Origin of the sequence: Bacillus sp. FJAT-27001 (assembly GCF_019039175.1) — a bacterium.
GTDB classification, from domain to species: domain Bacteria; phylum Bacillota; class Bacilli; order Bacillales; family Bacillaceae; genus Bacillus; species Bacillus velezensis.
The window spans coordinates 63222-88402 of the sequence record NZ_JAHOAA010000001.1; the positions used below are offsets into that span (position 1 = coordinate 63222).

Annotated in this window: 16 protein-coding genes and 2 pseudogenes; 15 read left to right on the plus strand and 3 right to left on the minus strand. The window is 50.0% G+C overall.

Annotation, left to right across the window (positions count from 1 at the left end):
* Position 1 precedes the first annotated feature (1 nt).
* From BGM27_RS20465 to BGM27_RS00215, 11 genes and pseudogenes are all read left to right on the plus strand, one after another.
* Positions 2 to 5185: pseudogene (locus BGM27_RS20465) on the plus strand (amino acid adenylation domain-containing protein); the annotation flags it as partial.
* Positions 5186 to 5203: 18 nt separating this feature from the next.
* Positions 5204 to 9007: a non-ribosomal peptide synthetase gene (locus BGM27_RS00170; RefSeq protein ID WP_007410115.1), complete on the plus strand. Its 3804-nt coding sequence runs from the start codon at positions 5204 to 5206 to the stop codon at positions 9005 to 9007.
* Positions 9008 to 9080: 73 nt separating this feature from the next.
* Positions 9081 to 9461 carry a DUF1360 domain-containing protein gene (locus BGM27_RS00175; RefSeq protein ID WP_007410116.1) on the plus strand — a complete coding sequence of 127 codons (381 nt, stop codon included), beginning with the start codon at positions 9081 to 9083 and terminating at the stop codon, positions 9459 to 9461.
* A gap of 121 nt (positions 9462 to 9582) precedes the next feature.
* On the plus strand, positions 9583 to 11121 hold the full coding sequence (locus BGM27_RS00180; protein WP_007410117.1) for a glycoside hydrolase family 10-like protein: 1539 nt from the start codon (positions 9583 to 9585) through the stop codon (positions 11119 to 11121).
* A gap of 140 nt (positions 11122 to 11261) precedes the next feature.
* Positions 11262 to 12404: an acyl-CoA dehydrogenase family protein gene (locus tag BGM27_RS00185; RefSeq protein WP_007410118.1), complete on the plus strand. Its 1143-nt coding sequence runs from the start codon at positions 11262 to 11264 to the stop codon at positions 12402 to 12404.
* 44 nt (positions 12405 to 12448) lie between these two features.
* Positions 12449 to 14089: an AMP-binding protein gene (locus BGM27_RS00190; protein WP_007410119.1), complete on the plus strand. Its 1641-nt coding sequence runs from the start codon at positions 12449 to 12451 to the stop codon at positions 14087 to 14089.
* A 21-nt stretch (positions 14090 to 14110) separates the two neighbouring features.
* A complete protein-coding gene (locus tag BGM27_RS00195) occupies positions 14111 to 15460 on the plus strand; it encodes an acetyl-CoA carboxylase biotin carboxylase subunit (protein ID WP_007410120.1) in 1350 nt (449 codons plus the stop codon).
* Entirely contained in the window at positions 15457 to 15669 is a 213-nt protein-coding gene (locus tag BGM27_RS00200; protein ID WP_007410121.1) for an acetyl-CoA carboxylase biotin carboxyl carrier protein subunit, read from the plus strand. The genes BGM27_RS00195 and BGM27_RS00200 overlap by 4 nt, the downstream gene beginning before the upstream one ends.
* A 15-nt stretch (positions 15670 to 15684) precedes the next feature.
* Positions 15685 to 16584: a hydroxymethylglutaryl-CoA lyase gene (locus BGM27_RS00205; protein WP_007410122.1), complete on the plus strand. Its 900-nt coding sequence runs from the start codon at positions 15685 to 15687 to the stop codon at positions 16582 to 16584.
* Between the two features lie 13 nt (positions 16585 to 16597).
* Positions 16598 to 17377, plus strand: coding sequence for an enoyl-CoA hydratase (locus BGM27_RS00210; RefSeq protein ID WP_007410123.1), 780 nt, complete (start codon positions 16598 to 16600; stop codon positions 17375 to 17377).
* 17 nt (positions 17378 to 17394) lie between these two features.
* On the plus strand, positions 17395 to 18924 hold the full coding sequence (locus tag BGM27_RS00215; RefSeq protein ID WP_007410124.1) for an acyl-CoA carboxylase subunit beta: 1530 nt from the start codon (positions 17395 to 17397) through the stop codon (positions 18922 to 18924).
* A gap of 54 nt (positions 18925 to 18978) precedes the next feature.
* Here the strand turns inward: BGM27_RS00215 and uptA are convergent, their stop codons facing one another.
* From uptA to BGM27_RS00230, 3 genes and pseudogenes are all read right to left on the minus strand, one after another.
* Positions 18979 to 19569 (minus strand): undecaprenyl phosphate transporter UptA, encoded by a 591-nt coding sequence (uptA, locus tag BGM27_RS00220; RefSeq protein WP_007410125.1) that lies wholly within the window; start codon positions 19567 to 19569, stop codon positions 18979 to 18981.
* Between the two features lie 67 nt (positions 19570 to 19636).
* Complete coding sequence (gene galU, locus BGM27_RS00225; protein ID WP_007410126.1) at positions 19637 to 20536, minus strand: UTP--glucose-1-phosphate uridylyltransferase GalU; 900 nt, start codon at positions 20534 to 20536, stop codon at positions 19637 to 19639.
* Between the two features lie 6 nt (positions 20537 to 20542).
* A pseudogene (locus tag BGM27_RS00230) lies at positions 20543 to 20994 on the minus strand (GtrA family protein).
* A gap of 223 nt (positions 20995 to 21217) precedes the next feature.
* Here BGM27_RS00230 and BGM27_RS00235 point away from each other — a divergent pair.
* From BGM27_RS00235 to bioD, 4 genes are read left to right on the plus strand one after another with little or no spacing between them, the layout of a single operon-like run.
* Positions 21218 to 21988, plus strand: a complete 771-nt coding sequence (locus BGM27_RS00235; RefSeq protein WP_007410128.1) for a 6-carboxyhexanoate--CoA ligase — start codon at positions 21218 to 21220, stop codon at positions 21986 to 21988.
* Positions 21985 to 23331, plus strand: coding sequence for an adenosylmethionine--8-amino-7-oxononanoate transaminase (bioA, locus tag BGM27_RS00240; RefSeq protein WP_007410129.1), 1347 nt, complete (start codon positions 21985 to 21987; stop codon positions 23329 to 23331). Before BGM27_RS00235 ends, bioA begins: the two co-directional genes overlap by 4 nt.
* Positions 23321 to 24481, plus strand: a complete 1161-nt coding sequence (bioF, locus tag BGM27_RS00245; protein ID WP_007410130.1) for an 8-amino-7-oxononanoate synthase — start codon at positions 23321 to 23323, stop codon at positions 24479 to 24481. Before bioA ends, bioF begins: the two co-directional genes overlap by 11 nt.
* A complete protein-coding gene (bioD, locus tag BGM27_RS00250) occupies positions 24478 to 25179 on the plus strand; it encodes a dethiobiotin synthase (RefSeq protein ID WP_007410131.1) in 702 nt (233 codons plus the stop codon). Before bioF ends, bioD begins: the two co-directional genes overlap by 4 nt.
* The last annotated feature ends 2 nt before the right edge of the window (positions 25180 to 25181 follow it).

Sequence of the window (25181 nt, forward strand, 5' to 3'; positions counted from 1 at the left end):
NGATCCGTTTTATCCGGGAGAGCGCATGTATCAGACGGGCGATATCGCACGCTGGACAGAAGACGGCCTAGTCGAATGGCTCGGACGTTCAGACGGACAGGTGAAAGTCCGCGGCTACCGGATTGAACCGGGAGAGATCGAAGCGGCGATCCGGCGCATCGACGGCATTCGTGAGGCGGCGGTCACCGCCCGGACCGAACACGGCGAAACCGCGCTTTACGCCTATATCGAAGGACGGGAAAGCGATGACGTGCGGGCGGAGCTTGCGACACGCCTTCCGGCCTACATGATGCCGGCTCAGTTTATAGAGATGAGCGAATGGCCGGTCACGCCGAGCGGAAAGCTTGACCGCCGCGCGCTGCCGGCTCCCGGCGGAGCGGCAGACAGACAGGCGTACACCGCCCCGCGGAACGTCACGGAAATGAAGCTTTGCGCCCTTTGGGAAGAGGTGCTGAAAAACGGCCCCGTCGGCATCCGGGATCACTTTTTTGAGCGGGGCGGCCATTCGTTAAAAGCGACGGCTCTCGTCTCCCGCATCGCCAAAGAGTTCGGTGTTCAGGTGCCGTTACAGGACATCTTCGCCCGGCCGACGGTGGAAGAGCTCGCTTCGGTTATTCAGGACTTGGAAGAGAGCCCGTATGAAGCGATTCAGCCTGCGCAAACACAGGACACCTATCCGGTGTCTTCGGCGCAGAAACGGATGTATGTGCTCCAACAGCTTGAAGACGGCGGTGTCGGCTACAATATGCCGGCTGTGCTGGAACTGACGGGCCCGCTCGATCGCGGCCGGCTGAAGGAGACGTTCCGGCGGCTTGTGGAGCGGCATGAGTCGCTCAGAACGTCCTTTGAAACGGGGCCTGACGGCGAACCGGTGCAGCGCATCCATGACAGCGTACCGTTTCAGCTGGATGAGGCCGAGTCAGCTGACGCATTCGTCCGGCCGTTTTGTCTGGAGGAAGCGCCGCTCTTCCGTGCGGCCCTCGTGAAAGAATCGGACGAACGTCATCTTTTATTAACGGATATGCATCATATTATTTCTGACGGTGTGTCCGTCAACACCTTGATTAAAGAATTCGGCGAGCTGTACGCAGGCCGTTCGCTTGCGCCGATGCGCCTTCAATATAAAGACTATGCCATCTGGCAGCGGTCATTTCAGGAGAAAGAAGGGTATCAGAAGCAGGAAGCCTATTGGCTGAAGCGGCTTGAAGGAGAGCTTCCGGTGCTTGAGCTTCCGGCTGACAAGCCCCGTCCGGCTGTCAGAAGCTTTGCGGGCGGCAGCGTATCGTGCACGCTTGACGCTGAAACGGCATCCGGCCTTCACCGCATCGCCCGGGATCACGGCTCCACTTTGTATATGGTGCTTCTCGCCGCGTACAATACGTTACTCGCACGCCTGAGCGGGCAGGAAGACATCATCGTCGGCTCGCCGATTGCCGGGCGCCCGCACAAAGACCTTGAACCGATTCTCGGCATGTTCGTCAACACGCTCGCCATCAGAACGGAGCCGAAAGGAGACAAACGGTTCACCGATTATTTGGCGGAAGTCCGCCAGGCTGCGCTTGAGGCGTATGAGCATCAGGACTACCCGTTTGAAGAGCTTGTGGAACGGCTCGGGGTGCAGCGGGACACAAGCCGCAATCCGCTGTTTGACGCCATGCTTGTCGTCCAGAATATAGAGCATGAGGAACTGCTGTTGGACGGTTTGCATATTCAGAATGCGGACGTGTCCCGTCCGGTTTCCAAATTTGATGTCACTTTGCAGGCTTCTGAAGGCGGGGGACAGATTCATTTTCTGTTTGAATATGCGGCGTCTTTATTCCGGAAAGAAACGATGCAGCGCTGGGCTTCCCACTTTATGACGATGCTTGAACACATTGTCCGTGAACCGGAAACTTCTTTACAAGCGATCAGCATGCTGACTGCTCCGGAACGGAACCGGATTCTTTCAGACTTTAACGGCATGACGGATCAACAGCTGCCTGAAAAAACAGTTCATGAACTGTTCATCACCCAGGCGCGAAAAACACCTGATGCCGCGGCCCTTATCAGCGGGGAAACATTGATCACATACAAAGAATTAGATGACTGGTCGAATAAAATCGCCAGAGCCCTGCAAAAACGGCAGATCGGACCTGATGCAGCCGTCGGCATTGTGATACCAAGATCTCCGGAACAAGTAGCGGCAGTCTTCGGGGTTTGGAAAGCCGGAGGAGCTTACGTCCCGATAGATCCTGAATATCCGGAGGAACGCAAGCAATATATCATCTCAGACAGCGGCACAGCGCTTCTCCTTACCGCACACGGTGCGATAGAACAAGTGCCTGATCGTTTTAACGGTGAAGTGCTCGCACTGGAGGATATTCAAGAACAGGATGCTTCGCCGGTCCAGTCATTATCAGCACCGGAAGATTTGGCTTACATCATTTATACATCGGGAACGACAGGCAGGCCGAAAGGGGTTATGGTCGAACATCGATCCGTCAGCCAAACCCTTCAATGGCGGAGCGGATTTTATGATCTGAATGAGAAAGATACGATTCTTCAGCTCTTTTCATTTTCCTTTGACGGGTTTGTAACAAGCATGTTCACACCGCTGATTTCCGGTGCGAAAGCGGCCGTTTTAGCCGAAGATGAAGCAAGAGATATTCTTGCTATTAAACACTATCTTGCATCTTACCGCATCACTCACATGATCATTGTTCCCGTACTGTACCGTACACTGCTTGACGTACTGGAGCCGGGGGATGCAGAGTCTCTCAGAATTGTCACATTAGCGGGAGAAGCTGTCGACCAAAACATTATCAGCCGCAGTTTATCAGTTTGTCCACACACGGAGCTTGCCAATGAGTACGGCCCGACGGAAAACAGCGTCGCCACTACAGCGGCAAGACATATAGAACAAAGTAAGAACATTACGATCGGCCGTCCGATTGAGCATTCACACGTTTATATTTTAAACGGAGATCATCCGCAGCCGATCGGTGTAACGGGAGAACTTTGCATCTCGGGTTCCGGCCTTGCAAGAGGGTACCGCAATCTTCCTAAGCAAACGGCCCAAGCCTTTGTCCAAGACCCGTTCCAGAAGAACCGGCGCATGTACCGCACGGGCGACCTGGCAAAATGGCTGCCGGACGGCACGCTGCAGTATATCGGCCGAATGGACGAGCAAGTCAAAATCAGAGGCTACCGGGTGGAACTGAAAGAAATTGAATCCTCCTTAACAGGCATAAAAGGTGTCAAAGAAGCAGCTGTCACCGCTCATACCGCATCAGCAGGCCAAACGGAACTATGCGCTTATATCGTGACAGAAGAAGGAACAGAAAGTGAAACCGTGCAGCAGGCACTCAGAAATGAAATGCCCGCTTATATGGTGCCGGCGTTCTTTGAAACACTTGAAGCCCTGCCTGTCACACCGAACGGGAAGCTTGACCGCCGCGCGCTTCCTGAGCCGCGGAAAAAAGCGCACACCGGACGGGCATTTACCGAGCCTGAAAGCGACATGGAAAAAGAGCTGTCCGCGATTTGGAGCGAAGTGCTCGGAACTGAAAACATTGCCGCGGATCAATCATTTTTTGAACTGGGCGGCGATTCCATCAAAGCCCTGCAAGTATCAGCCCGATTACATCAGGCAGGAAAACAGATCGCCGTAAAAGATATTTTCAGCCGGCCGACAATTAGGGAGCTGGCGCCTTATGTCCGTACAGAGCGGCAGCCGGTCAGCCAAGCTCCTGCAGAAGGAGAAGTGAAGTGGTCGCCGATTCACAAATGGTTCTTCACACAAGACATGAAGGAAGCAAATCATTTTAACCAGTCCGTCATGCTGACGAGAGCAAATTCAATAGGTGAAGAGGCTCTGAGGAAAACGTTAAAAGCCATTACCGTTCATCATGATGCCTTGCGCCTTGTCTGCAAAAAAGACGAAGAGAAAGGTCTTCTCCTCTTCAACAGACCGGCTGACCTCGCAGATGAGCAGCTTTACAGCCTGACCATATTAGAAATGGAAGGCGATGAGCATGAGAAGGAACGTTTTGTAAAACGCCGCGTCGCAGAGCTTCAAAGAAACATGGATTTAGAGAACGGGCCGCTGGTACAGGCGGGGCTGTTCCGTTCTGAAGCAGAAGATTACTTGTTTCTGACGGTCCATCATCTCGCTGTCGACGGGATATCATGGCGGATTTTATTGGAAGACTTGGCTTCTGCTTATGAGCAGGCCGTCTCTGGACAGGAAATCAAACTTCCTCCGAAAACCATGTCATTCAAAACATATACGGAGCAGCTGGCCGATTATGCCGAAAGCAGACAGCTTCTTCAGCAGGCGGAGTATTGGCGGGAGATTGAACACTATGAAACAGAAAGTCTTCCTTACGAACAGGCAGATTTATCTCAAACTCCTGCAAAAAAACGGAACACGGTATCCTTCACTCTGACAGAAAGTGAAACGGACGCCCTGTTGAAAGATGTGCACAGCGCCTACAATACGGATACGCAAGATGTGCTTTTGGCTTCCGCCGTGCTCGCTGTTCAGAAATGGTCGCCGCGGCACGCTTTGAAAATCGCCCTTGAAGGACACGGACGCCAATCAGAGCAGGCAGGTGCGGACATCAGCAGGACAGTGGGGTGGTTCACTTCCATTTACCCGGTGCTTTTCCGGAGCGGAGCTTATGAACCTCTTGAAGAATATGAAATTCGCACATTGAAAACCGTCAAAGACACATTGCGGCGCATTCCGGATAAAGGCAACGGATACGGCGTCCTCAAATATTTAACACCGCCGAAGCTTGCCGGGATGACTTTCGGGAAAGCACCGGAGATCAGCTTTAATTATCTCGGACAATTCGATGCGCCCGGCGGGAACCCGGCAGAAACGGAACAGCCTGACGCGTTTCAGTTTTCTCCTTTGGGAGGCGGAGATGATGTGACAGATACATGGAAACGGGAGCAGTCACTTGAAATCAGCGCGATTGCGGCAAAAGGCCGGATGACCGTCAGCATTTCCTATGAAACGGAGCGCTTTCGGCAAGATACGATCGAACGGCTGTCCGAAAGCTGCCGATATTATCTCCTGAAACTGTCGGAACACTGCCTCGGCAAAACCGATACGGAGAAGACCGTCAGTGACTTTGATGATCGGGAGCTGACTGAGGAAGCATTGCAGGATATTGCCGACTTACTCAGCTTCCACTAAACCGAGCGGGAGGAACACATGGACAAAACAAAAAATATCCAAAATATTTATCCCCTCAGCCGAATGCAGGAAGGAATGCTTTTTCATTCCTTTCTGCAAAAGGAGGGGGCTGCATATATCGAGCAATCCGTCTTCACCATAAAAGGCCGGCTTCGTCCGGAATTGTTTGAGCAAAGCGTACAGTCTGTCATCAGACGCCACGATATTTTCAGAACGGTTTTTTTACCTCATGTCGCTCAGCTGAACGGCCCCCGCCAAGTTGTGCTGCGTGAGCGGGAATTCCGGCTGCACCGCGAAGATCTTACACATTTGGACGAAGCGGAACAGAGCGCCTACTTACAGCGATTTAAGGAACGTGACCGCTTAAAAGGCTTTGACTTGCAAAAGGATATGCTGATGCGCGTTTCTTTGTTTAAAACGGCTGACGAAAAATATGTATGCGTCTGGAGCCACCATCACATCCTTATGGACGGCTGGTGCCTCGGCATCGTCCTTCAGGAATTCATGCATATGTACCGGGCGATTGAATCAGGCTCACCCGTCACACTGGCGCCCGCAAAGCCTTACAGCTCTTATATTACATGGCTGACGGATCAGGACAAAGACGCGGCTTCTGAGTATTGGAAAGGATATTTAGCAGGCTGCGAGACACCCTCAGGACTCCCGAAAATATCGGCCCGTCCCCAGGAAAAAGGCTACCGCAAGGAAGAGCTGCTGTTTTCTTTAGATCAAAACCTGACGGACAAGCTGAAAACCATCGCCAAAGAAGAGGGCGCTACGCTTGCGGTTCTTATGCAGACTGTATGGGGCCTTATGCTGCAGCGCTACAACCGGACGGACGATGCCGTATTCGGCGCCGTCGTATCAGGGCGGCCTTCCGTCATTGACGGCGTGGAAAGCATGATCGGGTTGTTTATCAATACCGTTCCGGTACGCATTAAAACGGGTGACGAAAGCTTTAGAGAACTGCTGGGCCGCTTGCAGAAAGAAATGCTTGATTCAGAGGCGTTCAGCTATCATCCGCTTGCTGACATCCAATCGCAGACTGAGCTGAAACAGGATTTAATCGACCATATTATCGTGTTTGAAAATTATCCGATTCAGCAGCAGATGAAAGACGCGGAAAAGGAATCGGATGCACCATTCCGGATCGGGAATGTCAACGTTTCGGAACAATCGGGCTACGATTTTAACCTCATCATAGCGCCTGGCGATGAGCTGCTCATCAAATTCAGCTACAATGCGAACGTTTATGATGAAGTATGGATAGAGAGCGTAAAAGGACACTTGGAAGAAGCTCTGCGCGGCGCCGCCTTCAATCCCGATGTTCCCGCTGATCGGCTTCCGATGCTCGGACAAAAGGAAAAATCAAGAATAATCGGCGAATTTAATGACACGAAAACAACTTATGAAAGAGATGAAAGCATCATCAGCCTGTTCAGCCGACAGGTGAAGAAAACCCCGGACCATCAGGCGCTTCACGCCGGCGGGCTGACGATGACGTACCGGGAGCTCGATGAACGGTCAACTGCATTCGCCCGCACCCTGCTGGAAAACGGTCTGGCGCCAAAGGGAATTGCCGGGATTCTGGCCGAACGCTCACCGGAATTTATCATCGCTGTTCTCGCTGTATTGAAAGCGGGAGGGACGTACCTTCCTCTTGATGCAGAACTGCCAACCGACAGGATCGCCGATATGCTCACTGAGAGCGGAGCACAGCTGTTAACGGTACAAAAAGGAATTGAGACTGACATTGACTTTTCTCACATCATCTCTATCCCGGCTGCAGCTGAAAAACAAACACCTGATGCGGGAAAACTGAATACCGATACAGCACCTGATGACCTTGCCTATATTATGTATACATCCGGTTCAACAGGAAAACCGAAGGGCGTGATGATTTCCAACCGAAACGTCGTATCGCTCGTGTCAAACAGCAATTACACGTCGGCTGGCATGTCGGACCGTCTCATTCTGACAGGGTCCATCGGTTTTGATGCAGTGACGTTTGAAATCTTCGGAGCGCTTTTGAACGGAGCATGTCTTCATGTGGTTGACCGCTCGACAATGCTTGCCCCTGAGAGGTTCGGCAATTATCTTTCTTCCAACCGTATTACGATTCTGTTTTTGACGACGGCGCTCTTTAACCAGTTCGCCCAGGCAGATCCGGAGATGTTTTCTGGGTTGCACACCTTATATGTCGGCGGAGAAGCATTGTCCCCGGCGCTCATCAATAAGGTCAGACACCGCTGTCCGAATCTCAGCCTTTATAACATATACGGACCGACAGAAAATACGACATTTTCTACCTTTTACGAAATCAGGCACGATTTTTCTCAGCCGATCCCAATCGGAAAACCGATCAGCAATTCAACCGCGTATATCATTGATAAAAATGGCGGACTTGCGCCGATCGGCGTGCCCGGTGAGCTTTGTGTCGGCGGTGACGGGGTTGCCAAAGGCTATTTAAACAGGCCTGACTTAACAAGTGAAGCGTTTGTCAGCCACCCGGTTCATCCTGAAGAAAAGATCTACAAAACAGGCGACTTGGCACACTGGCTGCCTGATGGAAGCATCGGATACATCAGCCGTATCGACCGCCAATTCAAGATTCGCGGGAAGCGGATTGAGCCGGCCGAAATCGAAGCGCGCTTGACTGAAATTGATGGAATCAGGGAAGCGGCAGTCATCGTGTCAGACGAAGGACAAGAAGCAATCCTTTGTGCGTATTATACAGGCGCACATGTTGAAGAAAGAGCCATTCGATCCCTGTTGGCCAGGTCGCTTCCCGACTATATGATTCCTCAGTATGTGATGAAGCTTGACCGTATGCCGCTTACCGCAAACGGCAAAGTGGACCGCCGCGGGCTGCCTGCGCCAGAACGGAAAAAAACGTCATCAAAAGCCGTTCCGCCACGAAACTGGGTAGAGCGTGAGCTGATCGACATTTGGACGCCGATCCTCGGCTGCAGGGAGCTGGGCATACAGGATGACTTCTTTGAGCTGGGCGGCCATTCTTTGAAAGCATTGCAAGTGATTCATCAGCTGAAGACCAGGCAGCAGATGGATGTGCCAATTGAAATGATATTTGAATATCCGACAATTGAACAATTGGCTGAAAAGCTGTATTCAAACACACTGACAGAAGCTGCAGAGCAGCATATCAGCAGACTGAACCAGCCGAAAGGCCGAAATCTTTTCTGTTTTCCGCCTATCTCAGGTTTCGGGATTTTCTTTAAAGATCTTGCGGCGGCATTAAACGAACGGGCTGCTGTGTACGGTTTTAACTTTATTGAAGAAGACAGCAGAATGGAACAATACATTGATAAAATGCTGGAAATCCAGCCGGAAGGCCCTTATATACTCTTCGGATATTCGGCAGGCGGCAATACGGCATTCGAGGCGGCAAAAGCGATGGAAAAGCGCGGCTTAGAAATCAGCGACGTCATTATCGCAGACGCGTACAGAAAGCTTGACACATTGCCGCCGCAGCCAACAAACGCAACAGCCGAAAATGTCCCGGAAGCCGTCAGGGAAGCGGTCATCCGAAAAACAGAGCGCTATCAAACGTACTGGGCGGAACTGATAAATGACGGCCAAATCGCGGCAAACCTCCATTTTATCGAGGCCGGCATAAAGGAAGAGCACAGTGATAAGACCGAGCCGATGAAATGGGAAGGCGCCACAACGGGACTCTATCAGGAATATCAAGGTGAGGGCGCCCATAAAGATATGTTTGAACCCGCCTTTGCACAGCAGAATGCTGAGATCATACTGGACATCATTGCAAACAGCGGAAGACGCTTGGCGCGGAATCTGTAACATCCGGCAGAATGGTTCAGGATGACAGAGGGCAAGATAGGGGAATCAAACCAGTTTTTTTGGAGGCTTTGACATGACGAACCTATCTTGGCTTACGTATGTAATGATCATTCTTGCCAGCTACCGGCTGACCCATTTGATCGTATTTGATAAGATTACGGAATTCATAAGAAAACCCTTTATAAAGCAAGAAAAAACCGTCGATCAAAACGGGCGCGCCGTCCAAAAAAAAGTCCCTTCCTCCGCATTCGGTTATATGCTGCAATGTTATTGGTGTGCGGGCGTCTGGTGCGCCATATTGATCGGCATCTGCTACTTGGTCTGGCCCCGCTATGCACATCCGGTTATTTTCATTTTGTCCATCGCCGGAGCGCAGGCCATTCTTGAAACGTGTGTCGGCGTCGGAACGAAGGTCATTGACGTGCTCGCCGCTATGAAACATAAAAAGTCCTGAAGCGTTTTGATTCGCTTTAGGACTTTTTTCTTTCCCTTTTAGGCTGAGAGGAGCAAAGCAGGCTTTCTGATTCACCGCCCGGAATGCTTCGGAATACCGTAAAGCAGAGAGGGGGAAAAACATGAAAAGCTGCCGTTTTAGCATGATATGGTTTTTGGCCGTTGTACTGACAGCCGGCATCTTTACATTCTCAGCATCCGCACAAGCAAGCGGCACTCAGCCGGAAAGAGAAATGAGAGCCGTATGGATCGCGTCTGTCACCAATATCGACTGGCCCTCTAAAAAAGGGCTGTCACCGGAAGAGCAAAAAAGAGAATACAGCAAGCTGCTGGATGACGTTCAGGAGATGGGAATGAACGCCGTTATCGTCCAAATTAAGCCTGCGGCTGATGCTTTTTATCCATCAGATTACGGGCCTTGGTCAGAGTATCTGACAGGAACACAAGGCAAAAATCCCGGCTACGATCCGCTTGCTTTTTTAGTTGAAGAGACACATAAACGGAATCTTGAATTTCACGCTTGGTTCAATCCTTACCGGATCACGATGAATCACACAAATTTGAATGCGCTTTCAGATGATCATCCCGCGCGTTCGCATCCGGACTGGGTCGCTGCATACGGAAAACAGCTGTACTACAATCCGGGCATTCCGGAAGTAAGACAATTTATAACGGATGGAATCAAAGAGGTGGTCAGCCGTTATGATATTGATGCGGTTCATATGGATGATTATTTTTATCCTTATAAAATTGCCGGACAGGAATTCCCCGATCAGGCGGAATACGAACGGTACGGAAAAGCTCACTTTGCATCAGTTGATGACTGGCGCAGGGATAACGTCAACCGGCTTGTAAAAGAAATCAACCAAACCATCAAACGAGAAAAACCTTATGTCAAATTCGGAATCAGCCCGTTCGGCGTATGGAGAAATGCCGCAGATGACCCGACAGGCTCCGAAACGGCCGCAGGGGTGCGGAACTATGATGATTTATATGCTGATACGAGAGAATGGATCCAAAAAGGATACATTGATTACATCGCACCGCAAATTTACTGGAGCATCGGATTTAAAGCGGCGGCATATGACGTCTTAGCGGATTGGTGGGGAAAAGAAGTGAACAATCGGCCGGTGCATTTATATATCGGGCAGGCAGCTTATAAAATCAACAACAACGCTGATCCGGCCTGGGCCGACCCGGGGGAATACGGAAGGCAGATTACTCTAAACAGGGGATCAGCATGGATAAAAGGCAGCATGCATTTCAGTTTAAAGGATTTAAACCGTAATCCGCTCGATGTAAAAAACCGTTTGATCAAAGACATGTACAGCCGGCCCGCATTAATTCCCGAGATGCCTTGGCTCGGACATTCCGCTTTAAAAAAACCGGCTGTCAAACGGGCGGAGAAGAACGCTTCAGGCCATACACTCTATATCGAAGATGCGAAATCCAACGGTAAAAAAACGGCTTATTACGCCATTTACCGCGCAGAAAAGGGAAAGCAGCCTTATTTAGTGGATACAGTCAGAAAAACATCGTCACGGACGCAGACATTTTCAGATACTGATATTCGGGCGAAAGAAGCCTGCACCTATTTCGTTACTTCCGTTGACAGGCTTCACCATGAGAGCCGTCCCTCCGCAAAACGGACAATTAAATAGCCATTATTAATAAAACTGACAGTTGCGGCGCTGTCAGTTTTTTTGCAGCGGATGAGTCCGAATGTTCAGACTTTATTTGGATGGAATGAATAAAGACCCCCATTAATAAAATGTAGAAAGCAGCAGAAGGAGGAAGGTTAATGAATTTTCAACTGACAAAAGAACAGCAGATGGTGCGCGAAATGGTCAGAGATTTCGCCAAAAATGAAATTGCCCCGAAAGCCCATGAGGTTGATCAATCGGCCGTCTTCCCGATAGACACATTTAAAAAAATAGGCGAACTCGGGCTGCTCGGAATTCCGTTTCCGGAAGAATACGGCGGGGCGGGCGGTGATACCATTTCATATGCAGCAGCGGTCGAAGAAATCGGAAAAGCCTGCGGCAGCACGGGGCTGAGCTACGCGGCGGCCGTGTCACTCGGCGCAAGCCCATTATACTATTTCGGTACTGACCAACAAAAGCAAGAACATCTTATTCCGCTTGCTTCGGGAAAAGCGCTCGGATCATTCGGGCTGACAGAGCCGAATGCCGGTTCCGATGCCGGCGGAACCCAGACAAAAGCCGAGAAAAAGGGCGATGACTATGTGATAAACGGAGAGAAATGCTGGATCACAAACGCAAATTACGCCCGCACTGTCATTGTCACCGCCGTTACGGGAAAGAACTCCGCCGGAAAACCGATCATTTCAGCTCTCATCGTCCCGACAGACACACCGGGATTTACGATCACAAATCCGTACGACAAGATGGGTGTGAGAGGGTCGGATACGGCCGAACTTGTGCTGGAGGATGTCAGGGTGCCTGCCGATAACCTGCTCGGTGATCCTGAAAAGGGTTTTAAACAATTTTTATATACATTAGACGGCGGGCGGATCTCGATTGCGGCACTGGCTGTCGGTATCGCTCAAGGCGCACTGGAGGCATCGCTGTCATATGCGAAGGAACGCAAGCAGTTCGGCAGTCCGATATCGTCATTTCAAGCCATTCAATTTAAGCTGGCCGATATGGCGATGGAAATTGACCTTGCCAGACAGATGGTGCTTAAAGCGGCATGGCTGAAGGATCAAAACCTGCCATTTACGAAAGAAGCTGCATTCGCCAAGCTCTATGCTTCTGAAATGGCCGTCAGAACGTGCCTTCAGGCCATCCAAATTCATGGCGGTTCCGGTTATATGAAGGAATGCGGTGTCGAACGTATGCTTCGTGACGCAAAGCTGATGGAGATTGGCGAAGGAACGTCAGAAATTCAAAGAATGGTCATCGCAAGACAGCTTTTGAAGTGAAATGAAAACGTTTACTAAGACAGGGATGGAAGGGGGCAGGTCATATGGCTGAACTTATCCATTTAACAGCCGGAAAGCTGCTTGAGCGGACCGCGGAGCTTTTTCCGGATCGTGAAGCGGTTGTTTACCCTGAGCGCGGCCTTCGTTATACGTATGCCGAGTTTGACCGGTTATGCCGGCAAATCGCAAAAGGGCTGATGAAGCTGGGAGTTGAAAAAGGAGATCATGTTGCCATATGGGCATCCAACATTCCGGAATGGCTCGCGGCGCAATTTGCAACGGCGAAAATCGGCGCCGTTCTGGTCACCATTAATACCAATTTTCAAATCGCAGAGCTCGATTATCTGCTGGCGCATTCAGACGTCTCGGCCTTGATAATCATGGATTCCTACCGGCAGACATCTTATGTTGAGATGGTGAATAAGCTAATTCCGGAGCTGAAAACTTGTGAGCGCGGCAGGCTGCGTTCGAAACGTTATCCCTTTTTAAGGACGGTGTTATATATCGGTGATAAAAGCCTGCCCGGGATGCACCGTTGGGATTCATTGCTGGATAATGCCGAAGCTGTAACGGATGCAGCGCTTGACGGAAGGATGGACAGCCTGAAAAAGGATGATTGCATTCATATGCAATATACATCAGGTACGACCGGATTTCCGAAAGGCGTCATGCTCTCACATTTTAATATCGTAAATAACGCGGCCAATATCGCAGAATGCATGAAGCTTACTTCATGTGACCGTTTATGTATTCCCGTGCCGTTTTTCCACTGCTTTGGGTGCGTGCTCGGCGTGCTGGCATGTGTTTCCGCGGGTGCGGCGATGATTCCGATCGAACAGTTTTCTCCGCCGGCCGTTCTGAAAACGGTGGAGCAAGAAGCCTGCACGGCTCTGCACGGTGTACCGACGATGTTTATCGCCCTCCTAAATGACAGCCGTTTTTCTGAATATGATCTTTCCCACGTCCGAACCGGGATTATGGCAGGCTCGCCATGCCCGGCGGAAGTCATGAGAGAAGTGATCGGCAAAATGGGGATGACTGACATTACAATTGCCTACGGACAGACCGAAGCATCACCTGTCATTACGCAGACAAGAACAGATGATCCGTTTGAAAGAAGAGTGGAAACAGCGGGGTGCGCGCTTCCCCATATCGAAGTCAGAATCGTTCGGCCCGGAACATCCGGAGAAGCCGCCAGGGGCGAACAAGGAGAGCTCTGCACCCGCGGATATCATGTCATGAAAGGCTATTATAAAAATCAAGAAGCGACCGAAGAAGCGATAGACAAAGACGGCTGGCTGCATACCGGTGATTTGGCGGTCATGGACGAGGACGGATACTGCAAAATCACGGGCCGTCTGAAAGACATGCTGATCAGGGGCGGCGAAAATATCTATCCGCGCGAGATTGAGGAAATGTTATATCGGCATCCCGCAGTGGCGGACGTTCAGGTCGTCGGCGTTCCTGATCCGAAATACGGAGAAGAGGCCGCGGCGTGGATCAGGCTCAAAGACGGACAAACCGCTTCCGCAGAAGACATCAGAACCTTTTGCAAAGAACATATCGCCCGCTATAAAGTCCCCAGGTATGTTTTGTTTACAGATGAATATCCAATGACAGCCTCAGGAAAAATTCAGAAATTCAAGCTGCGGGAAAAAACGATTGAAGAGCTCAAGTTAACTTAATGAAAAAGGAGTGCTTCACATTTGTTTAAAAAAGTCCTGATTGCCAACAGAGGAGAAATCGCCTTACGAATTATCCGCACCTGCAAACGTCTCGGCATCCCCTCGGCAGCTGTGTATTCAGAAGCCGACCGGGACGCGCTGCATGTAAAAGCGGCTGATGAGGCCTATCCGATCGGTAAATCGAGAGTAAATGAAAGCTATTTACATATCGACAGAATCATAGAAGCCGCCAAATCCGCCGGAGCGAACGCCATTCATCCGGGCTACGGGCTTCTGTCAGAAAACAGCCTGTTCGCCGAACGCTGCCGAAAGGAACAAATCACATTTATCGGTCCACCCGGTGATATCATCGCCAAGATGGGAAGCAAGATTGAAGCCCGAAAAACGATGCAAAAAGCAAAGGTCCCGATCGTTCCCGGTGTTTCAGAGCCATTGCCCGATGTTCACTCCGCCTTAGCCGAAGCCCGTGCCATCGGTTTTCCGGTCATGCTGAAAGCATCCGCAGGAGGAGGCGGAATCGGCATGCAGATCGTACATTCAGAAGAAGAGCTGGCCAAAGCGTTTGAAGGCAATCAAAAGCGGGCCGCCTCCTTTTTTGGAGACGGCGCAATGTATATGGAAAAGGTCATTGAAAATGCCCGTCATATTGAAATTCAGATACTCGCAGATTCTTTCGGCAACACCGTTCATCTGTTTGAACGTGACTGTTCAGTCCAAAGGCGCCACCAAAAAGTGATAGAAGAAGCGCCGTCGCCGTTTGTTGACGATGAATTAAGACAAAGACTCGGTGAAACCGCCGTTAAAGCCGCAAAATCGATCGGCTACCAAAATGCAGGCACAATAGAATTTCTCGTCGACCAAAAGAAACAAATCTATTTTTTAGAGATGAACACAAGACTGCAGGTGGAGCATCCGGTGACAGAAGAAATTACAGGACTGGATCTTGTGGAAGAACAGCTGAAAATTGCCGCTGGGCAGGCGCTGCCTTTCTCGCAGAAAGATATCAACCACCGCGGTCATGCGATTGAAGTGCGGATCTATGCGGAAGATCCGGTCACCTTTTACCCGTCACCCGGTACCATCTCGTCTTTTTACGTTTTAAGACACCCGTCAGTGCGACACGAATGCGCCGTCGAAAAGGGAAGCGTCATTTCTCCGTTTTACGATCCGATGATTGCCAAAATGGTCGTCACGGCGAATACGAGAAAACAAGCCATTGAACAACTGAAAACCGCCCTTGGCGAATATCATGTAGAAGGGATTAAAACCAACATTCCGCTGCTGACAAAAATTGCTCATTCAGAAGTGTTTGAAAAGGGCGAGGCTACAACCGGTTTTTTACAAACAATGAACGAGGGGGCATCCAAATGAGCGTCATAAAAATTCAAATGGCGGGAAACCTGTGGAAAATTCATGTGAAGCCGGGTGATGTCATTGAAGAAGGACAGGAAGTGGCCATCTTGGAATCTATGAAAATGGAAATTCCGATTATCGCTGATGCAGCGGGTACGGTGAAAGAAGTGAAAAAATCAGAAGGTGATTTCACTGATGAAGGAGAGGTCCTGATTGAACTTCAATAAAACGGGAGGTGCAGCATGAACTGTCCGAAACATGTCCGCATCAATGAAGTAGGACCGCGTGACGGCTTGCAGAATGAATCGGCGTGGGTGGATACAGAAGATAAGATTGAGTGGATCAATATGCTGTCAAAAACAGGCCTTCCCTATATCGAAGTGACATCATTCGTGCATCCGAGATGGATTCCGGCTCTTCGTGACAGCCTGGACGTCGCAAAAGGCATTGCCAGATCTGAACATACGGTCTACGCGGCTCTCGTTCCGAACCTCATCGGACTGGAGCATGCGGCAGAAGGCGGAATCGATCAGGCATGTGTATTTTTATCTGCAAGCGAAACCCATAACCAAAAAAACGTAAACAAACCGATTGACCGGACCGTTCAAGAGCTCAGGCGGGTTATTACTGAAGCAAAAGCTGAAAAAATGGCGACGAGAGCTTATCTGTCCACTGTGTTCGGCTGTCCGTACGAACAGAACGTGCCGGTCGAACAAGTCATCCGCCTGTCAGACACCCTGCTCGAAATGGGTGTTGATGAAATATCGCTCGGCGACACGATCGGCGCGGCAAACCCCTTGCAGGTCATAGCCGTGCTTGAAGCCCTTTTGCCGAGAATTCCCGCCTCAAAAATTGCACTCCATTTCCATGATACAAGAGGAACGGCTCTAGCGAATATCATTCCCGCTCTTGATATGGGCATCACATCCTTTGATACTTCCTCAGGCGGGCTTGGCGGCTGCCCGTACGCCCCTGGATCAGCAGGAAACGCTGCCACAGAAGACGTCATTTATATGCTCGAACAAATGGGGATTGATACCGGGACGGACATGAATAAACTTCTTTATGCCGCCGGCTGGATCGCGGATAAAATAGGCAAAGACCTGCCAAGCAGAAACCTGCAGGCATTCAGAACGAAATGAGAAAGGAGAAGCCATGGGAGATTGCGTCTTGTATTCCGTCTGTCAAGAAACGATCGGTCTGATCACGCTGAACCGCCCGCATGCGGCCAACTCGCTGTCTTCAGACATGATTGATCATTTACAGCGTGTGATTGAAGACATCAAAAACTCGCCATCCATTCGTTGTGTCATTCTCACCGGCACCGGGAACACATTTTGCGCCGGTGCTGATTTAAAAGAAAGAGCGGGGATGAATCATGAACAAGTTAAGCAAAGCGTCAGGCGTATCGGTGAAACGGCCGCATCCATTGAAGCTCTCCCGCAGCCGGTCATTGCAGCGCTGAACGGAACCGCTGTCGGAGGAGGCCTTGAACTCGCTCTCGCCTGCGATATCAGAACAGCCGTCAGCCAGGCGGGCCTCGGCCTTCCTGAAACAGGGCTTGCGATCATTCCCGGAGCGGGCGGAACGCAGAGACTGCCCCGGCTTATCGGCCCCGGCGCGGCAAAAGAATTGATCTATACCGGCCGAAGGCTTTCTGCCGAAGAGGGAAAAGACATGAAGCTGATCGAGCATGTTTGTGAAGCCGATGAACTTATGGAAAAAGCAAAAGCACTGGCCGGCCGCATCGCCGCTAATGGGCCGATCGCCGTCAGACAAGCAAAATCCGCGATAAACAAGGGTCTGGAGACAGATCTCAATACAGGGCTCGAAATCGAACGAAAAGCATATGAACAAGTCATCCCCACACTTGACAGAGAAGAGGGCCTGCGCGCTTTTAAAGAAAAAAGACCCCCTGAATACAAAGGAAAATAAAACATGGAGGGACTCGGATGGATTACGAAAAAGAACGGCAGACACGCAGCAAAACGATTGAAAAGGGAGGAGCCGCGAAATATCACGCAAGCAACGAAAAGAAGGGAAAACTTTTTGTAAGAGACAGGCTGAAGCTTTTATTCGATGACGGCATATCCGTTGAAGACGCTTTTTTCGCCGAGTGCATGTCAGACGGACTTCCGGCAGACGGGGTCGTTACCGGGATCGGCACCATCGGCGGCAGAACCGTTTGTGTGATGGCAAACGACTCAACCGTAAAGGCGGGCTCGTGGGGCGCGAAAACGGTGGAAAAAATCATCCGCATTCAGGAGACGGCGGAAAAGCTTCAGTGTCCGCTCTTGTACTTAGTCGATTCCGCAGGTGCGAGAATTACGGATCAGGTCGACATGTTCCCGGGCAGAAGGGGAGCCGGCCGCATCTTTTATAATCAAGTAAAGCTGTCGGGCCGCATTCCGCAAATCTGTTTATTGTTCGGCCCTTCCGCTGCGGGCGGCGCTTACATTCCGGCCTTTTGCGACATTGTCATTATGGTTGAGGGCAATGCATCCATGTACTTAGGTTCCCCGCGTATGGCAGAAATGGTGATCGGCGAGAAAGTATCGCTTGAAGAAATGGGCGGCGCCCGTATGCATTGTTCCGTATCAGGCTGCGGTGATCTCCTCGCCCCAACGGAACAGGAAGCAATCATGATGGCGCAGACATATCTCAGCTACTTTCCGGCAAATTATACTGAAAAAGCGCCCGTCAACAAATCTAAGAACCCGAAAGCTTTTGAAAAACCGCTCTCAGATGTCATCCCGGCACATCAAAACGCACCGTTCAACATGATGGATTTAATTGAACGTGTCATTGATGAAGACTCATTTTTTGAGATTAAACCGTTATTTGCGCAGGAATTAATAACGGGGCTTGCGCGGATTCACGGACAGCCGGTCGGCATTATCGCCAATCAGCCGCGTGTCAAAGGCGGGGTTTTATTTCTCGATTCGGCGGATAAAGCCGCAAAATTTATCGCTTTGTGCGACGCATTCCATATTCCGCTTCTGTTTTTAGCAGACATTCCCGGATTCATGATCGGAACGAAGGTTGAGCAGGCGGGCATCATCAGGCATGGCGCAAAAATGATCTCCGCAATGGCGGAAGCGACTGTTCCGAAGCTTTCCGTTATCGTCAGAAAAGCCTACGGTGCCGGATTATACGCGATGGCGGGGCCTGCTTTTGAACCGGACTGCTGTTTAGCGCTTCCGACTGCGCAAATTGCCGTAATGGGTCCTGAAGCAGCGGTGAATGCGGTCTACGCAAACAAAATCAGCGAGCTAGCCCCTGAAGAAAGGCCGGCTTTTATTCAAGAAAAGCGTGATGAATATAAGGAAGACATTAACCTTTACCGGCTTGCCTCTGAAATGGTGATTGACGGCATTGTTCCTGCTGATTCCTTGCGGGAAGAACTCAATAAACGCCTCACTGCTTACATGTCCAAACAACTGACATTCACACACCGGAAACACCCCGTATACCCGGTATAAATAAAAAAAAGACTGCATAGATCCGGCTCGCAGCCGTTCTTATGCAGTCTTTTTTCATAGTCTTGATCTCATTTTCTTCACAACAAAATAAACAACAATAAATACGAGAGCCAATATAATGATCGGAGTTGTATACATTCCGGCATAGCTGTCTACGTCTTTCCACTGTCCCCCGAGCTGATACCCGAGATAAACGAAAATGACAGACCACGGAATAATGGCAAGCGTCGTCAATATGACAAACTTGGAAAGAGGCATTTTCGCAAGGCCGGCCGGGATGGAGATCGCATGTCTGACGACCGGGATAAACCGCGCCGAGAACACAACGCCGGCGCCGTAACGGCGAAACCAGTTTTCCGCAACATCAACATGATGCTTTTTCAGAAGTAAGTACTTGCCGTACTTGTCCAAAAACGGCCGTCCCCCATAACGGGCGATCCAGTAAATAAAGCACTGCGCGATCGTTCCCCCGATCACACCGGCGACAATGGCGCCGATAAAGCTGATCGTGCCTTCTGACACCATATAGCCTCCGTAAGCCAGAACGATTTCACTCGGAATGATTTCGATCATTAATCCGAGCGCAATCCCTAAATAGCCCATACTTGTCAGCCAGGATAATATTTCACTAATAAAATTGCCCACACTGTTCACAACCTCTTTATCTTTTTACCCAATTATATGACTGATTGACAAGCAAAATGGTTACAAATTATTTTTTAACGCACGATTTTTCAGATTCTCTTTTTAACACCTCTTCTAAATAAGCTAAAAGTTTCGGTCTCATTTCTTCCCACAGAAGCCCGATCTCCGTGCCGGCCTTAAAACAGCCGAACTTATCTCCTATATCAAACCGGCTTCCTTCAAGCTCCCGCGCGTAAATGCTTCGGGTGCGGCACACTTCGCGCAGCGCGTCTGTCAAATGGATTTCATTGCCCGCGCCTCTTCCGATCGTCTTCAGCGTTTTAAAAATAGCAGGGGTTAATATGTAGCGGCCCATCACGGCAATATGAGAGGGCGCCTTTTCAACAGCCGGCTTCTCAATCAGATCCTCAACCTGGTACACATGACCGCTCTGCCGCCCCGTCTGTATAATACCATATTTGCTGACATCAGCAGGATCGACGGGCTGTACGCCGACCGTTTCTGTGCCGTGTTGGTTATAGACGTCGATGAGCTGTGAAAGAGCGGGAGTATCAGATACCATAATATCATCACCTAATAGAACGGCAAAAGGCTCATCTCCGATAAAATGCTCCGCACACAGCACCGCATGTCCTAATCCGAGCGGTTCTTTCTGACGGATGTAATGAATATTGGCCAAATCGGCAATCCGCTGCATTTCCTTCAGCGTCTCCGTCTTGCCTTTTTCCTGCAGATTGAATTCCAATTCCGCCGACCGGTCAAAATGATCTTCAATCGAGCGTTTGTTTCTCCCTGTAATAATCAATATATCTTCAATTCCTGACGCTGCGGCCTCTTCGACAATATATTGGATGGCCGGTTTGTCGACAATCGGAAGCATTTCTTTCGGCTGCGCCTTTGTCGCCGGCAGAAATCTCGTTCCTAAACCTGCTGCGGGAATGACCGCTTTTCTCACTTTTTTTCTCATTCATCTTCACTCCTGATCCTGTATGTTTTTCAGCGAATCTCCAAATACCCAGATTCGGTTTCCGATAAAATTCATCATCATCCCGCCGATAGTGGCGGCGAACTTACTCACCAATAGCGAACAGCCGCCTTTTTGAAACGCGTAAAGCAGCAAAAAGGTGATTCCCGACGCGGCAAGATTAATCATGAGAAATCGCATGATCTCTTTCCCGTCAGCCTTGCGTTTTACACGAAACGTCCACTTCCGGTTCCATACATAGCTGTTGATGATCCCTGCCGAATAGGAGCAGATCTGCGCCGGAAGATAGGGGACATGACAAGCGGCGAGAAGAAAGAAGACACCAAAATCGATCAGCGTATTGCCGACGCCTACAGTGCAAAAACGGCCTGCTGTCTTTACTTTTTCTTTCAGCATAACGGTGACCTCCCCTCATAATAAGATGCGGTTCGCTGTCCTATTTGTTGATATGGATTACTTTAGCGGACAGTGTTGAATAAACAATTACTAAAATATGAACAAAACATGAAAACGTAATGAGACTTTGCAAAACTTATTAAGTTAACAGTTTGATAGTTTAGGTTGACATATTACGTACAAGACACTAATATTCTGTATAAGTGTTAACCTTTTGTTATTTCGGTTAACATTAAATTTCAAAGTAAGAGAAAGGAGGGAGATTTAATGCGGGAAGAGACCTATTACAGCGTCAGAATGAGAGCTTCCCGAAACGCCCCCCATGAGCAGGGCGGAAAACACATTTCCGGCGGAGAACGGCTCATCACTTACAGCGGTTTACAGGAAGCGGTAGATGGCTTATTACATAAAGGCTTCTCGCACTCAAGAGGGATACCTGATTTTATGCAGATTCAGCTTGAAAGCATTAATGAACCGATCGAAACGATCCGCCCTTTGCCGGTTGCTTTCCATCAATCAGACACGCCGAAAAAAGGACAAGCAATCGCCCGCGAGCTTCTGCAAAAGGCGGGGATTCCCCCGCACATGATAGAGAAAGCGTACGAAAACATTGCGGAATATGCAGAAGCAAGAGGAGCGGTCCTGTTTGATATCCGGGCAGGAAAACGCATTGACGGCAGAGGAAATAGAGGTGTGCGGGTATCCCGAGTGGATTGGCCGTCACATGATTTTCAAAAATGGGCTTTTACGCACAACATGCCGGAACATTCACGAATAAAAGAAGCACATGCCATCGCGGCAAAAGTTTGCGCACATCCGGGGATTATTGCTGAATTGTGCTGGTCGGATGACCCTGATTACATAACAGGCTACGTTGCCGCAAAGAAGCTGGGATATCAACGGATTTCCAAGATGAAGAATGCCGGAGATGAAAGCGGATGCCGGATTTTCTTTACAGATGGCTCCATAGATACGGAGAGCTGTATCCATTTTTTAGAGAAGCAGCCTGTATTCATTCAGCGGGAGGGGAACATATGAAACAATCAATGATTGAAAAAAGCAAACAGCATCTTTGGCTGCCTTTCACACAAATGAAAGATTACGATGAAGATCCGTTAATCATTGAAAGCGGAAACGGGATCATGCTGAAAGATATCAGCGGCAAAGAATATTATGACGGCTTTTCTTCAGTATGGCTTAATGTACACGGCCACCGCAAAAAAGAAATGGATGAAGCGATTCAAAAACAGCTTGAAAAAATCGCTCATTCGACTTTGCTGGGTATGACGAACGTTCCCGCAACAGAACTTGCCGAGATGCTGACAGGCATCACACCGGAAAAGCTGACACGCGTTTTTTATTCCGACAGCGGAGCGGAAGCAATGGAAATCGCTCTGAAAATGGCCTTTCAATACTGGAAAAACATAGGGAGACCCGAGAAACAGACGTTTATTTCTATGCAGAACGGCTATCACGGCGATACGATCGGAGCCGTCAGCGTCGGCTCCATTGAACTCTTCCACCATGTGTACGGCCCGCTGATGTTTGAAAGCTACAAAGCCCCGATTCCGTATGTATACAGATCTGAAAGCGGCGACCCCGTACAGTGCCGGGATGAATGCCTTCACGCGCTCGAACAGCTGCTTGCAAAGCATCACGAAGAGATTGCCGCACTTACGATTGAATCGATGGTGCAAGGCGCATCCGGCATGATCGTCATGCCTGAAGGCTTTCTGGCAGGCGTACGAGAGCTGTGTACGGCATATGATGTGTTAATGATCGTTGACGAAGTGGCGACGGGGTTCGGCCGCACCGGAAAAATGTTTGCCTGTGAGCATGAAAATGTCCAGCCGGACTTGATGGCGGCAGGGAAAGGCATTACGGGAGGCTATTTGCCGATCGCTGTGACGTTTGCCACAGAAGCCATTTATGAAGCCTTCTACGATGACTACGACAAAATGAAAACATTTTTCCACGGCCATTCCTATACAGGAAATCAGCTTGGCTGTGCCGCGGCAATTGAAAATCTGCGTTTATTCGAATCAGAGCGCATCGTTGATCAAGTCGCCGAAAAATCAAAAACGGCAGCGAAATTTCTTCATGATCTGAAGCAGCTTCCTCATGTCGGCGATGTCCGCCAGCTCGGTTTCATGTGCGGCATAGAGCTTGTGCAGGATAAGGGGACAAAACAGCCTTATCCGCCTGAAAAGCGGATGGGATACAAGGTGTCCTTGAAAATGAGAGAGCTTGGTATGCTGACACGGCCGCTCGGAGACGTCATCGCCTTTCTGCCGCCGCTTGCCAGCACAACCGATCAGTTACAAGCCATGATCTCCATTATGAAAGAAGCGATAGCCGAGGTGACCGGCCGTGGATTTTGACGGATGGCTCCTCGGAAGGCTCGATGCGGTGAAAAGAGACGGGCTGTATCGGACGCTGCGAACACAGGAAACCGCTCTCAAAACCAAGGGGCAAAAGCGGCAGACCTGGGCGTCCAATGACTATTTAGGCCTGTCAAAAGATGAGCGGCTGATCACAGCCGCGCAAACGGCGCTGAGCCGGTTCGGAGCGGGAAGCGGCGGCTCACGGTTAACGACAGGAAATACTGTGTGGCACGAAAAACTTGAACAAACAATCGCGGACTTTAAACAGACGGAAGCGGCTTTATTGTTTTCAAGCGGTTACTTGGCGAATATCGGCGTGCTTGCCTCACTGCCTCAAAAAGGCGATGTCATTTTAAGCGATCAACTGAACCATGCGAGCATTGTTGACGGCTGCCGTTTATCAAAAGCGGAAACCATCGTGTACCGCCATATTGATATGGCTGATCTTGAGAAAAAACTTGCTTCCGTCCAGGCTCGGAACCGCCGCTTCATCGTCACAGACGGCGTCTTCAGCATGGACGGCACCATCGCGCCTCTTGACCGCATAATGGCGCTTGCAAAGCAGTACCAGGCATTTGTGATAGCAGATGACGCGCATGCAACCGGTGTACTCGGGGAAAACGGCGGGGGAACCAGTGACTATTTCGGTGTTTGTCCTGATGTTGTCATCGGCACATTAAGCAAAGCTGTAGGAACGGAAGGCGGTTTTGCCGCGGGATCAAACATTTTCATTGATTTTTTGCTGAATCAGGCGCGGACGTTTATTTTTCAGACGGCCCTCCCGCCGTCAATTTGTGCGGCTTCGCATACGGCATTTGACATCATATCAGATATGCACGATACGCGCCGTGAGCTGCAGTCGTCTGTCAAAACGATAAAAACGCGTCTGGCCGATATGGGCTTTACCGTAAGAGGCGGAGATACACCGATTATCCCCGTTATCATCGGTGATGCAAAAACAGCAGTTTCAGCCGCTGCGCTGCTGGAGAAAAAGGGTATCTGCGCCCCGGCCATCCGCCCGCCCGCCGTTCCGGAAGGCGAAAGCAGAATCAGGCTGACCGTTACGGCGGATCGCAGCTTACAGGACATAGACGAACTGACAGAAGCATTTGATTCCATTAGAAAAGAGCTGAATATAAACAAATGAGAAGTTTTTTTGTCACAGGAACAGATACCGGCGTCGGAAAAACCATCGTTTCTTGCGGACTTGCCGCGGCATTCCGGCAGAAACAGGCGGATATCGGAGTGTTTAAGCCGTTTTTAAGCGGTGTGCCGCGAACTCATCCGGAAAGTGACACCTCGCTCTTGAAAGACATGTCACAAACCGCACTGTCTCATGAAGAAATTACGCCATTTGAATGGAAAGAGCCGCTTGCGCCGTACACGGCCGCCATGCTTGAGGGGAAATCCGTGAGCATGGCGGATGTCATGGCCCACTGGAGTAAGATCAAAAATCGTCATGAGTGTTTCATCGTTGAGGGGGCAGGCGGCATTTCCGTCCCGCTTGGTGAAAATTACTTAGTCAGTGATCTGATAAAAGCCATGGAATTGCCGGCGGTGATTGTCACCAGGCCTGATCTCGGAACCATCAACCACACATATTTAACCGTTGAATATGCGAAAAACATGGGGATAGAGGTTCTCGGCATTATTATCAACGGCGTAAAGAGCAACCCGGGGCTGGACGAAAAGACGAACCCGAGCATGATTGAAACATTATGCAAAGTTCCGATTTTGGGAATCACACCGAAGCTGGATCACGTTTCACCGGAAAACATTCAACACATGATTGAGAAACATATAGATGTTTCCTCTTTCATGAATCTGACACAAATGGGGAGATAAAC

Bases quoted from the DNA above. Each gene is read 5' to 3' on its own strand.
- BGM27_RS00170 (WP_007410115.1), top strand. From the start codon at position 5,204: ATGGACAAAACAAAAAATATCCAAAATATTTATCCCCTCAGCCGAATG.
- BGM27_RS00175 (WP_007410116.1), top strand. From the start codon at position 9,081: ATGACGAACCTATCTTGGCTTACGTATGTAATGATCATTCTTGCCAGC.
- BGM27_RS00180 (WP_007410117.1), top strand. From the start codon at position 9,583: ATGAAAAGCTGCCGTTTTAGCATGATATGGTTTTTGGCCGTTGTACTG.
- BGM27_RS00185 (WP_007410118.1), top strand. From the start codon at position 11,262: ATGAATTTTCAACTGACAAAAGAACAGCAGATGGTGCGCGAAATGGTC.
- BGM27_RS00190 (WP_007410119.1), top strand. From the start codon at position 12,449: ATGGCTGAACTTATCCATTTAACAGCCGGAAAGCTGCTTGAGCGGACC.
- BGM27_RS00200 (WP_007410121.1), top strand. From the start codon at position 15,457: ATGAGCGTCATAAAAATTCAAATGGCGGGAAACCTGTGGAAAATTCAT.
- BGM27_RS00205 (WP_007410122.1), top strand. From the start codon at position 15,685: ATGAACTGTCCGAAACATGTCCGCATCAATGAAGTAGGACCGCGTGAC.
- BGM27_RS00210 (WP_007410123.1), top strand. From the start codon at position 16,598: ATGGGAGATTGCGTCTTGTATTCCGTCTGTCAAGAAACGATCGGTCTG.
- BGM27_RS00215 (WP_007410124.1), top strand. From the start codon at position 17,395: ATGGATTACGAAAAAGAACGGCAGACACGCAGCAAAACGATTGAAAAG.
- galU (WP_007410126.1), bottom strand. From the start codon at position 20,536: ATGAGAAAAAAAGTGAGAAAAGCGGTCATTCCCGCAGCAGGTTTAGGA.
- BGM27_RS00235 (WP_007410128.1), top strand. From the start codon at position 21,218: ATGCGGGAAGAGACCTATTACAGCGTCAGAATGAGAGCTTCCCGAAAC.
- bioA (WP_007410129.1), top strand. From the start codon at position 21,985: ATGAAACAATCAATGATTGAAAAAAGCAAACAGCATCTTTGGCTGCCT.
- bioD (WP_007410131.1), top strand. From the start codon at position 24,478: ATGAGAAGTTTTTTTGTCACAGGAACAGATACCGGCGTCGGAAAAACC.